The sequence below is a fragment of the Methylobacterium sp. AC433 genome, assembly GCF_979253015.1.
Window position 1 is genome coordinate 1 of record NZ_CEEDBN010000033.1, and the last position, 11,057, is coordinate 11,057.

9 protein-coding genes and 1 pseudogene are annotated in these 11,057 nt (G+C 70.1%); 3 read left to right on the top strand and 7 right to left on the bottom strand.

The genetic code is table 11. The features are described from left to right. The 3 genes and pseudogenes from AC0IWM_RS23420 to AC0IWM_RS23430 form a co-directional block, all read right to left on the bottom strand. Nucleotides 1-240 (bottom strand): annotated as a pseudogene (locus AC0IWM_RS23420) (polysaccharide biosynthesis/export family protein); the annotation flags it as partial. Nucleotides 241-507: 267 nt separating this feature from the next. Continuing rightward, nucleotides 508-1,995, bottom strand: a complete 1,488-nt coding sequence (locus AC0IWM_RS23425; protein WP_471759044.1) for an LTA synthase family protein — start codon at nucleotides 1,993-1,995, stop codon at nucleotides 508-510. Beyond that, nucleotides 1,995-3,935: a capsular polysaccharide export protein, LipB/KpsS family gene (locus AC0IWM_RS23430; protein ID WP_471759046.1), complete on the bottom strand. Its 1,941-nt coding sequence runs from the start codon at nucleotides 3,933-3,935 to the stop codon at nucleotides 1,995-1,997. Before AC0IWM_RS23430 ends, AC0IWM_RS23425 begins: the two co-directional genes overlap by 1 nt. 253 nt (nucleotides 3,936-4,188) lie before the next feature. On the opposite strand from AC0IWM_RS23430, the gene AC0IWM_RS23435 reads away from it, so the two are divergent. Genes AC0IWM_RS23435 through AC0IWM_RS23445 form a run of 3 tightly spaced genes read left to right on the top strand, consistent with a single transcriptional unit; the run spans nucleotide 4,189 to nucleotide 7,164 of the window. Further along, nucleotides 4,189-5,514: a capsule biosynthesis protein gene (locus AC0IWM_RS23435; protein WP_471759048.1), complete on the top strand. Its 1,326-nt coding sequence runs from the start codon at nucleotides 4,189-4,191 to the stop codon at nucleotides 5,512-5,514. 31 nt (nucleotides 5,515-5,545) lie between these two features. Beyond that, on the top strand, nucleotides 5,546-6,313 hold the full coding sequence (locus AC0IWM_RS23440) for an SDR family NAD(P)-dependent oxidoreductase (protein ID WP_471759050.1): 768 nt from the start codon (nucleotides 5,546-5,548) through the stop codon (nucleotides 6,311-6,313). Further along, the gene (locus AC0IWM_RS23445; protein ID WP_471759052.1) at nucleotides 6,310-7,164 is read left to right on the top strand and encodes a formyltransferase family protein; all 855 of its coding nucleotides are present in this window, start codon (nucleotides 6,310-6,312) and stop codon (nucleotides 7,162-7,164) included. Before AC0IWM_RS23440 ends, AC0IWM_RS23445 begins: the two co-directional genes overlap by 4 nt. 40 nt (nucleotides 7,165-7,204) lie before the next feature. On the opposite strand, the gene ettA is transcribed toward AC0IWM_RS23445, so the two are convergent. From ettA to AC0IWM_RS23465, 4 genes are all read right to left on the bottom strand, one after another. Continuing rightward, on the bottom strand, nucleotides 7,205-8,857 hold the full coding sequence (gene ettA, locus AC0IWM_RS23450; protein WP_471759054.1) for an energy-dependent translational throttle protein EttA: 1,653 nt from the start codon (nucleotides 8,855-8,857) through the stop codon (nucleotides 7,205-7,207). A gap of 271 nt (nucleotides 8,858-9,128) precedes the next feature. Further along, a complete protein-coding gene (locus AC0IWM_RS23455; protein WP_471759056.1) occupies nucleotides 9,129-9,410 on the bottom strand; it encodes a hypothetical protein in 282 nt (93 codons plus the stop codon). A gap of 14 nt (nucleotides 9,411-9,424) precedes the next feature. Then, on the bottom strand, nucleotides 9,425-10,324 hold the full coding sequence (locus AC0IWM_RS23460) for a DNA/RNA non-specific endonuclease (RefSeq protein ID WP_471759058.1): 900 nt from the start codon (nucleotides 10,322-10,324) through the stop codon (nucleotides 9,425-9,427). Between the two features lie 14 nt (nucleotides 10,325-10,338). Next, the gene (locus AC0IWM_RS23465; protein ID WP_471759060.1) at nucleotides 10,339-10,623 is read right to left on the bottom strand and encodes a hypothetical protein; all 285 of its coding nucleotides are present in this window, start codon (nucleotides 10,621-10,623) and stop codon (nucleotides 10,339-10,341) included. Between the last annotated feature and the right edge of the window lie 434 nt (nucleotides 10,624-11,057).

Genomic DNA, 11,057 nt, shown 5'->3' on the forward strand with positions numbered 1-11,057 from the left:
GAGGGAGGGGCGCCGGTCGCCGAAGGAGGCCAGCAGGCTGTCCAGCGCCCGCCCGCGCAGGGCCTCGATGGTGGCCGAAGACAGGTCCACGATCTCGTAGCGCGCGAACGTGCCCTCGCTCGTCGAGATGTCGGCCCCCTCCACAACCGCACCCGTCGTCGGGCCGGCCGCGGGAAGGAGCGACGAGCAGCCGGATACGAGGCAGGCCGTCAGGGCGGCCAGGGACGCCTTACGAAGCATTGTTACTCTCCTGGCCGGACCGCGCACAGGTGCGATCCGGCGACGACGCCCGCTTGGATTGCGGCGTACGGGCGACGCCATCGTGTCCGATGCGATGCGGAGCCCGGCCCGACACTTGGACGGCCGGACGCGCAAAGTGGGCCGCCGAGCGGTGGCCGCGCTGGACGATAGCGGCAAAAGGCTGCGTTCGGATTAACGACTCGTGCACGCAACCAGAGCCTCGACCGAACGGCGCAGGTTCTGCCCCGCCTATCGGTCACCAATGCGTCACGACGGTGGCAAAGCCAAGCTCGGCGCGCCGGGCGGCGGATCGACGGCATCGCGCAGCAAGCGACCGAGTTCGGCGGCGCCGATGTCCCGGCGGATGGGCGACGCCCTCCCCTCCTGGCCGAACGCGAAGATCGCGTAATCCGTCGTCGTCGCGCCGAAACCGGGGCGGCAATTCGGAAGGGCCGGCGCGTGATCGCCGAAGACGCAGAGGGTGGCCGGCAGATCCTCCAGCCCGGCGATCAGGATCTCCACGGCGCGGCCCGTATTGGCCACGTGGGTCAGGTACTGCGCCAGGGGATCGTCGATGCCGGGGAGCCGGCCGGGCTTCCAGGGCCCATGGTTCTCCATGGTGACGGCGTAGAGGAACAGCGGCCCGGTACGCTCGCGGATTTCGCCGAGCACGCGCTCGGCCAGAGGCATGTCGCCCACGTAGGGACCGACCCGGGACGCTCCGGAAAAGGCGTCCTCCATGAGCAGCCGGTCGAAGCCGAGGCGCGTCACCACCTCGGCGCGGTTGAAGAAGTCGCGGTGGAAGGGATGGACGAAGACGGTCTCGAACCCGGCATCCCGCGCCCGGAGCGGCAGGCTCGTCGGCTCGTTTCCGCCATGGGTCAGGTAGGGGTCGAAGACGCCGAAGCCGAGATCGTCGGCCTCCGACCCGGTCAGCACGGCGTGCTCGGTGCGCATGGTGTAGGCGCCGTGGGCCGGAACCCGCAGGCGCCCGTGGATCGCCGCGCGTGCGCGGACGATCTCCATGAGCGGCAGGGGCGGCCCACCGAGACGCACCGGATCGACGAAGGACTCGAGCTGCACCACCACGACCACGGGGGCGTCCTCGCGGGCAGGCGGCGTCGGCAGGGCGGCCGCACGCGCGGTGCGACGGTCGGCGTGCCAGCGCAGGGCGTAGCCGACCAAGGTGGACGGTAGGCCATATCGGGCGATGTCGGTCTCCAGGGAGGGCGCTGGGAACAACCGCGCGAGCCTCGACGCGAACGCCCCCTCCTCCGAGAGGATCGCGACGCTGATCAGCATCAGCGGCAGGGCCGCCACCGCCATGATCGCGACGCTCGGCTCGCCGGGCAGGATCGTCGGCTCGATCGCGTACCACGCGGCGACCAGCGCCAGTCCGGTCAGGAGCGGCACCGCCATGCGGGGATCGCTGAGAGGGCGGGTGTAGTAGAGTTCCGGATGGCGCGGCACCTGCCGCAGCAGCGCGAAATCACTGAACACCAGCGGTTCGCCGATGATGGTCCGCTTCAGCCGGCTGATGACGGTGAGGATCAGGATCGTCAGGACGCAGGAGAACCCGGCGAGCCAGGGGCGCCAGGAGAACTGGAACCAGAACAGGGCGACCAGCGCGTAACCCGTGAAACGAACCGCGAGATCGCCGGGCCGCAGGCTGACGGGCCGCGCCTCGGCGCCTTCCCACGCTTCGATGGCGAGGCTGATGAGCAGAGCGAGGGTGAGGCTCAGGACGAGGGTCATCACGGTGCTCGGCGCTTCCGGTCCGGAAACCGCTCGACGCCGCGCCGTGTGCGCAGGCGTCGGATGATCGGGTTCAGCAGGGCGTAGCGGGCTCGCATCGTCAGGATCGCGATCGGGCTCAGGGCCAGACGCGACGGGCCGGCCGCGTCGCGGGCTGCCGCGAGCCGGTCGAGCAGCTGCTCGGCCGAGCACGGCTTCCGGGAGACCGGATCGAGGTAGAGCGGGTAGAGCAGGAGCGCCCCCGCGACCAACTCGTCGAGGGCCAGCCGCCGGCCGCGATCGGCCCCCGGCGCCAGATCCTCGGTCAGGCCCCAGCCCGCATAGAACGGACGCCCGTGGACCGCGACGGAGAGGCCGCGGATCAGGGCCTCGAAGCCGGCGAGAGAGGTCATCGTCTCCACGTGGTCCGCGCGGTCGAGGAGATCGACGATGGAGAGGCCGCCGACGATCCGGTCGGCGAGGGTCAGGGCCTCCGCCTCCGGGATGGCGCCGGTCCGAAAGCCCGCCTCCACGTCGGGATGCGGCTTGTAGAGCAGGAACGCATCGGGATTGCGGGTTCGGGCCGCCCGCAGCAGGTCCCGGTTCGAGCGCACCACCGGCGATCCGTGCATCACGGAGGCATCGTCCTCGACCTGGCCCGGGACGAGCACGATCCGGCGGTCCCGCGGCCAGTCGCCGGCGGCATCGGTGAGCCCGACATTGTACTTGGTCAGGCGGCGGGCGATCACGAGCTCCCGCAGGGCCTTGGCGCGGGCGACGAGATCCGGCGGGAAGGTCGAGGTCCGGACGAGGAAGGCGAGTCGGCTCTCTGTGCGGGGATCGTAGTAGATCCCGAGGTCGTCAACGACGATCGAGGCGCCGGGGGCGAGACCGGCGCCGAGGCCGACCGAACGCAGGAAGCCGTCCTCGACCCGCGCGAGCGGGACGCCCGCCTCGGCGCAGAGCGGTGCCAGCCGCTCCGGCATCCGCGTGGCCCAGACCCGGACCTGAGCCTCGTGCCGGATCGCGGCCGCGACCGCATCCTCAGCCGTCATGGTGTGGATCGGCGGCCCCTTCGGGCCGACCATGAACGCATCCAGCACCGGGCGTTTCCAGCCCGAGATGCCGACCAGCACCGTCCGCCTGTCGTTGTCGATGAAGCGCTCGCGCAGCCACGCGACGCGGTCGAGGCAGTCCGCGAAGCCGATCGGCGCCCGCGTCCAGGGATCGAAGTAGCGGATCCCGGCGCCGTAGCGCAGCGCCAGGAGGTCGCTCGTCGGCGGAGGCGGGGCATCCTCGTCGGGACGGACGACGTCGCATCCGGCGAGGCGCGCCTCGCAGGCCTCCGCCCAATCGTCGACGAACACCGTGCGGAGCCGATCGAACAAGGCCCAGGGATCGATGGGCTCCGGCAGAACCCGGAGCCTCGGCGACGAGCCCGGTGGCAGGATCGCGCAGCCCTCCGAACCCGCCACGACGAAGGTACCGTCGGGCCGTGCCGCGAGCACCCGCTGCACGAAGGCCGCCAGGGTCGCGGCGGACCGGGCCAGCGCTCCCTCGACGAGGATGAGGGACGGATCGGTCAGGCCCGCAACGGCTTCGGCGATGGCGGCGCCGCTCGCGCGGGGGAACCGGTTCCGCCCGAACGTCCGGGCGCGGAGCAGGGACGCGGCATCGATCGATCCGGCGATCACCGGGATCCCGTCCGACGCGATCCGGAGGCTGGCCATTCCCCGATCCGGCAGATCGTAGGGAGACAGGAGCGGGCCGGGTCCGACCACGACGGGGCCTGCCGAGCGCGGCAGGACCCGGTGGACGACGCCGTTCTGCCACACGACGGGCGCGGCGCCCGGACGCCAGCGCGGCTCGAAGGCGACACCCAGCGCCGCCGCGATCTCCGACCGCAGGGCGTGGACGCTCCGGCCTGTGGACAACAGGGATTGCGGTGACTTCGTGGGCATGCACGCTTTCGGATCGACCTGATCGCCCGCTGACTTAGCATCTTCCCATCGCGAAGGGGCGAGGGTGGGCAGGGAAGCAGACATTCCTCCGGGATCGAATTTGTACGGGGGCGTTGCGGCGAGGACACAGCACTCGCAAATTCCACCTCGGCCCTACGAGCGCCCAATTGCTGAGATGGGAGTCCCGTGCGACGGATTTCACCGTCCAGGGTGGCCCGCCTTCGTACGGGTGCAGGAGCAGGCGTCGGAGAGAATGCTTCAGCCCCGCGCAGACTTGCATCTCCTGACGGACATGCATCGCAACGGACAGGCGACGTTCCTCTTCCTGCAGGGACTCGCGTCGCCCTTCTTTGCCGATCTCGGCCGCGCCCTCGAGGCGCGCGGACATCGCGTGCGGCGCATCAACTTCTCGTCCGGCGACTGGCTGTTCTGGCGCCTGCCCTCCGACAATTACCGCGGCAGCTTCGACAAGTGGGGCGCCTACGTCGCCGATTACATCCGCGCGCACGGCGTGACCGACATCGTCCTGTTCGGGGATTGCCGCCCCTATCACGTGGCCGCCACGGCTGCCGCCCAGCCCTTCGGCGTCCGCTTCCACGTCTTCGAAGAGGGATATCTCCGGCCGAACTGGATCACCTGCGAACTCGGCGGCGTGAACGGCCACTCGGCGCTGCCGAAGACGGCGGACGAGGTTCGCGCGGTGGCCCAGCGCCTGCCGCAGCCCGGCCGTGCGATGCCATCGAGCGGAGACATGGCCCGCCGCAGCCTGTGGGACGTCGCCTACAACATCGCCAATTTCGGCTTCCCGTACTTCTTCCCGCATTTCCGCAGCCACCGGCCGCATCACATCGCTGTGGAATATGCCGGCTGGATCAAGAAGTTCTCCCGCCGCGCCCACACCCGGCGCGCGGCGGCGCGCCTGAACGAGGCCTACACGGCGATCGGCGTCGATTACTTCCTGCTGCCGCTGCAACTCGACAGCGACTACCAGATCCGCGTCCATTCGCCCTTCCTCGGGGTCGAGGGCTTCATGGACCGGACCATCGCGTCCTTCGCGGCCCATGCCCCGGCACCGGCACGCCTGCTGATCAAGCTGCATCCCCTCGACAGCGGCCTGATCAACTGGCGCAAGTACGCCCGGCATTCGGCCCGCCGCCACGGGGTCAACGACCGGCTCGACATCATCGACGGCGGCGACCTGCCGAGCCTGATCGCCGGCAGCCGCGGCGTCGTCCTGATCAACAGCACGGTCGGGATGCTCTCGCTGGAACTCGGGCGCCCGACCTGCGCCGCCGGCAACGCGATCTACAATTTCCCCGGCCTGACGCACCAGGGCGGCGTGGATTCGTTCTGGACCGCCCCGACCCCGCCAGATGCCGCGCTGATGGCGGATTTCCGACGCGTCGTGCTGCACCGCTCGCAGATCAATGGCGGCTTCTTCTCTCGGCCGGCCATCGAGCGTGCGATCGCCGGCACCATCCCGCGGCTGGAGGCGACGCTGCCGGCCTCGGCCCTGGCTGCGGCCCGGGCGATCCGAGCCGAGGACAGCGAGCCTCAGGAACTGGCGCCGGTCTATTGATCCGGTCGGGCAGGCCGCGCTAGCAGTCCCGATGCCCGTCATCCTCATAACCGGTGCGTCGAGCGGCATCGGCGCCGCCCTCGCCCGTCACTACGCCGAGCCCGGAACGACGCTGATCCTCCAGGGCCGCGACCGACCCCGCCTCGATGCGATCGCAGAGGCGTGCCGCGCCAGGGGCTCGACGGTCGAAACTCAGCGCCTCGACATCCGCGAGCGCGAAGCCGTCGCGACCTGGCTCCAGGCGGCGGATCGCGCGCATCCCCTCGACCTCGTCATCGTGAATGCGGCGATCAACGGCGGGGATCCGGGCGGGGACGTGGAAACCGAGGCGATGGCCTTCGAGACGGTGGAGGTGAACCTCCTAGGCGCCCTCAACGTCACGCTGCCCTGCGTGACCCTGATGCGGACCCGCGGCCGGGGCCAGATCGCCCTGGTCTCTTCCCTGGCGGCCTTCGCACCCCTGCCCGATGCCCCGGCCTATAGCGGCACCAAGGCGGCGCTCTTGGCGCACGGCCTCGCGCTGCGGGAGAAGCTGAAGCCGCACGGTGTGCGCATCAACGTGGTCACGCCGGGCTATGTGAAGACCGCGATGGGCGGCGAGTACCAGGGCTGGCGCCCGCTGGAGATCAGCGCCGAGGACGCGGCCCGGCGCATCGCCCGCGGGCTGGCGAAGGACCGGGACATCGTCGCCTTTCCCTGGCTCCTCGCCGCCGGCGCGCGCGGGGCGGCGCTGCTGCCCGAATTCCTGCGGCGGCTCGGCATGAGCGGGTTCAAATTCAAGATCCGGGTCGGTCGGTGAGCCGGCCGCGTATCGCCCTGTTCGTGCTGGAGGCCCTGCCGAATGCCCGCGCGGTGCGCCGCTTCGTCGGCGACCATGCCGAGGACATCGCCTTCGTCGGCCTGTCGAACGCCGAACGGCCGAGTTCCGGCGGACTCGTGGGACAGGTCCGGCGCCATCTCGCGCGCTCGGGCCCGGCGATCCTGCCCTATCTCGGCGTCAATTTCGGGCTGCCCGATCTCCTGGCGCCGCTCTCGCCGCTGGCGCGCCGGCTGACCGGGGCGGGCACGGCGGCCGGTGCCATGCCCCTGAAGACCCTTTGCCGGGAACACGGCATCCCGACCCTGAAGGTCGACGACGTCAACGGACCGGAGGTGGCGCAAGCCTTCGACCGCGAGGTGCCCGACCTCATCGTCACCTTCCACTTCGACCAGATTCTCTCCGGTGCGACCCTGTCCCGGGCGCCGCTCGGGGGGCTCAACGTCCATCCCGGCCTACTGCCCCGCCATCGTGGGCCGGTCCCAACCATCCATGCCCTGGCCGAAGCCGAGCCGGCTTTCGGGGTCACGGTCCACCGCCTCGCCGTCACCATCGATGCCGGTGCGATCCTGGCCCAGGAGGCGGTGCACCTGCCCGAAGACACGACGGCGACCCGGGCTTCGGTGCTGCTGCACGAGCACGGGCGGGTCCTGCTGGACGCAGCGCTTGCGGATCTTGCGCACGGACGGCTGGCCCCGGGGACGATCGCACCGATCCTGCCCTACTGCCCGTTTCCCGACCGCGCTCTGCTGAAGGGCCTGCGCCGCCGCGGCCGCAAGCTCACGGGCGGGCGGGACCTGCGCGACGCCCTGGCGCTGAGCGCCCGGGCCTGACGACGGCGCCCGCCCCGGAGGCGGACGCCGAGCGACCGCCCTACCGCGAGAACTTTTTGTACTTGATCTTCTTCGGCATCAGCGAATCGGCGCCGAGGCGACGCTTCTTGTCCTCCTCGTAGTCCGAGAAGTTGCCCTCGAACCACTCGACGTGGCTCTCACCCTCGAAGGCGAGGATGTGGGTGGCGATGCGGTTCAGGAACCAGCGATCGTGGCTGATGATCACGGCGCAGCCCGCGTAATCCTCCAGGGCCTCCTCGAGAGCCCGCAGGGTCTCCATGTCGAGGTCGTTGGTGGGCTCGTCGAGGAGGAGCACGTTGGCGCCGCCCTTCAGGGTCCGGGCGAGGTGGACGCGGTTGCGCTCACCGCCCGAGAGGGTGCCGACCTTCTTCTGCTGGTCGGAGCCCTTGAAGGCGAAGGCCGCGCAATAGGCGCGGGAATTGATCTCGCGCTTGTTGAAATAGATGATGTCGTTGCCGCCGGAGACCTCCTGCCAGACCGTGGCGTTCGGATCGAGGGCATCGCGCGACTGGTCGACGTAGCCGAGATGCACGGTCTCGCCGACCGCGATCGTGCCGCCGTCCGGCTTCTCGGCCCCGGTGATCATCTTGAACAGGGTCGTCTTGCCGGCGCCGTTCGGGCCGATCACGCCGACGATGCCGCCGGGCGGCAGCTTGAACGAGAGGTCCTCAATGAGCAGGCGATCGCCGAACGCCTTGTTCAGGTGCTCGAATTCGATGACGTTGTTGCCGAGGCGCTCGTCGATCGGGATGACGATCTGCGCCGAGGCGTCGATCTTGTCCTGCGACTTGGCGACCAGCTCCTCATACCGGGTGATACGGGCCTTCGACTTCGACTGGCGGGCCTTCGGCGAGGCGGCGATCCACTCCTGCTCGCGGTTGATCGCGCGCTGGCGGGCCATGTCCTCGCGGCCCTCCTGCTGAAGGCGCTTCTGCTTCTGCACGAGCCAGGCCGAGTAGTTGCCCTCGTAAGGGTAGCCGCGGGTGCGGTCGAGCTCGAGGATCCAGCCGGTGACGTTGTCGAGGAAGTAGCGATCGTGGGTCACGATCAGGATCGCGCCGGGATACTGTCGCAGGTGGCCTTCGAGCCAGTTCACCGTCTCGGCGTCGAGGTGGTTGGTCGGCTCGTCGAGCAGCAGCAGCTCCGGCTCCCAGAGCAGCAGCTTGCAGAGGGCCACGCGGCGGCGCTCGCCGCCCGAGAGGGTCGCGACCGGCTGCTCGTCGCTCGGGCAGCCCAGCGCCTCCATGGCCTGGTCGACCTTGGAATCGAGCTCCCAGAGGTTCGCCGCCTCGATCTTGTCCTGGAGGGCGGTCATCTCGTCCGCCGTCTCCTCGGAATAGTTCATGGCGAGTTCGTTGTAGCGGTCGAGCAGCGCCTGCTTCTCGGCGACGCCCTCCATGACGTTCTCGCGCACGGACTTGTTCGGATCGAGCTGCGGCTCCTGCGGCAGGTAGCCGACCCGCGCGCCCTGCGCGACGAAGCCCTCGCCGGTCCATTCCTTGTCGATCCCGGCCATGATCTTGAGCAGGGTCGACTTGCCCGAACCGTTGATGCCCAGAACGCCGATCTTAGCGTCCGGGTAGAAGGACAGGTTGATGTTATCGAGGACCTTCTTGCCACCCGAATAGGTCTTGGTCAGACCCTTCATGTGGTAGATGAATTCGCGCGCCATGATGGTATCCCTGTCGTGTCGGCGGCCCGGCGCGTCCTGCGCCTCGACCGTCGGAATCGTCGTGTGCGTGGTCCCGCGACGGCACCGGTTCGAGCCGGCCGGCGTACCGCGCGGAATGCGCCGATGCGGCCGGACCTCGGGCGCTCGCCGTCGTCGAACCGCTTCGCGTGAGAGTGTTGCGCCGGAGTATCAGGGCGGCGCCCGACCGGCAAGAACGCGGGCGCGAACACCGGCACCGACCGGCGCCGGACGAAGGACGTTGGTTGCGGCCTCAGGCGAAGGGGTTCTTCACCGTCTCGGCGGGTTGAGGGGCCTCCGCGACGCGATCGGGTAGCGGCACGCCCTCGAGGGCCGCCACGATCGTCCCGAGGGCCGCAGCGAGGGCGCGCGCGCGCTCCAGCCCCAGGGTATCCCGCATGAGATCGAGGCTTCCGTGGATGGCGATCCGGTCGGTGCCGTTCTCGATGGTGAGGCCACCGATCGTCTGGACCGCGGCATCGTCCGCATAGGGCACGAACCGGTCCGAGGCCTTCGGCGCAGCTGACTTCGGCATCTCGACACCCCTTTTCAGAAGATGGCGCGCATCAGGTCGCGCCAGAGGCGCCTGAGGGCGCGGTGCAGCTCGGCCTTCGCCCAGGCCTCGAACGAATCCGGCGCGGGCGCGCGACGGCGCGGAGGCTCGTCGCCGTCCGGATCGCCCCGGGAATAGGCGCGCGGCTCCGGCAGATCCATGGCCTTCGCCTTCGCGGCCGGCGTCAGCGTTGGGAACACGTCGAGGCCCGAGATCGCGCGCAGGGCGTCGAGGGAGACCGTCCGCCAGGGCAGGTCGTCCCGGTTCGCCACGAGATAGGCGCCCGCTTCGCCGGTCGCCGGGTCGTAGAGGGCCTTGAAGAGCTGCGTCGGGACCAGCACGCGCCCGTTGATCGCCTGGACGGCATCGCCCGTATAGATCGGCCCCGTCACGACGAAGAGGGTGCCCCGGCGAGTGGTCAGGCGCCGCACGCTCTCCTCGATCGCCGCCCAGAGGCCGCGGTTCAGCGCCCTGTCCTGGGGAACGATGTTGGCGAGGCTGAAGGACTGTGCCTGCGCCGCCCCCGTCGGCATGTCACCGGCCGGCGCCATGTGGCCGCGGTCGTAGCCGCTGTGGACGTAATCCTCGAGCCGCGCGCGGTCGGCCGCCGGCAGCGCCTCCTCGTCATGGAAGGCGTCGACCCGGTCGACCCGGCGGGCCGCCGCGACGCTGTCGCGGGTGAGCCGCTCGGCCGCGTAGAGCGGCGTCCGCGACAGGCCGGAATAGAGCAGCGCGAAGGCGTCGTAGCACAGCGGCACCGCGCGCTCGGCGAGCTTCGGGTTGCCGATCTCCGGCCGGCGCGCATCGGCGAACGAATCGGCGCAGCTCTCGGCCGCTGTCACGGGCGGCGCGGCGAGCAGGAAAACGGGCAGCAGCAGGACGAGCGCGCGCGCCATGGCGGGTTCGCCGTTCAGAAGCAGACCCGGACCTTGCGCGTCCCCTGCGGCGTCGCCCGCATGCGATAGCCGCAGGGCCGGCCGAGGCTGCCCTCGAAGGGGCGGACGTCGCGGTCGGGCGCGCCGGGGCTGGCCTGGACGCCGCACGTGCCGGGCGTCTCGCACGGGAACGTGAAGGGCTCCACCGGGGCGTGCCGCCGGACGAGCGAGGGATCGGCGGCGGTCCCCGCCGCCAGGGCCGAGCTGCTCAGGAGGATCAGGATCAGGACGGGGCCTGCGAGGGAACGGGTGAGCGGCATGACCGGCCTCGGGGCGGGAGCGGCGGACGGGAAAAGCCGGTCGCACCGTTGATCGGGACGTCCGGGGCGATTAACTGCCGGAGTTCGAGGGCCAGCGCCAGTATCCCTGGAGTCACGGCGAGGCTTCGCAGTTCCTTTCGGCCCTCTGGTTTTCGGAATGGTATTGCAGACCTCGCGCGGCCTCTGGGAAAGCGCAGGTGCCCCCTGGCGTGGCAAAGCTGCGTAATGACGTTATAAGTGCGATCGAAGAGCCCCGGTTTCGTCTTGGGGCGTACATCGTTCGAGGGTCGGCCCGCGCAGAGCGCAGTTGGCGGGCCGGATCGGGCGGATGCCAGCAAACGAACGGGTGTGGATTCAGTGTCACGGCAAGAAACCTCGCGAGACAAGGGCTCGCAAGACAAGGTCGCGCAGGACAAGGCTTCGCCGGGCTCGGC

Bases quoted from the DNA above. Each gene is read 5' to 3' on its own strand.
- AC0IWM_RS23425 (WP_471759044.1), bottom strand. From the start codon at position 1,995: ATGACCCTCGTCCTGAGCCTCACCCTCGCTCTGCTCATCAGCCTCGCC.
- AC0IWM_RS23455 (WP_471759056.1), bottom strand. From the start codon at position 9,410: ATGCCGAAGTCAGCTGCGCCGAAGGCCTCGGACCGGTTCGTGCCCTAT.
- AC0IWM_RS23440 (WP_471759050.1), top strand. From the start codon at position 5,546: ATGCCCGTCATCCTCATAACCGGTGCGTCGAGCGGCATCGGCGCCGCC.
- AC0IWM_RS23460 (WP_471759058.1), bottom strand. From the start codon at position 10,324: ATGGCGCGCGCGCTCGTCCTGCTGCTGCCCGTTTTCCTGCTCGCCGCG.
- ettA (WP_471759054.1), bottom strand. From the start codon at position 8,857: ATGGCGCGCGAATTCATCTACCACATGAAGGGTCTGACCAAGACCTAT.
- AC0IWM_RS23430 (WP_471759046.1), bottom strand. From the start codon at position 3,935: ATGCCCACGAAGTCACCGCAATCCCTGTTGTCCACAGGCCGGAGCGTC.
- AC0IWM_RS23465 (WP_471759060.1), bottom strand. From the start codon at position 10,623: ATGCCGCTCACCCGTTCCCTCGCAGGCCCCGTCCTGATCCTGATCCTC.
- AC0IWM_RS23435 (WP_471759048.1), top strand. From the start codon at position 4,189: ATGCTTCAGCCCCGCGCAGACTTGCATCTCCTGACGGACATGCATCGC.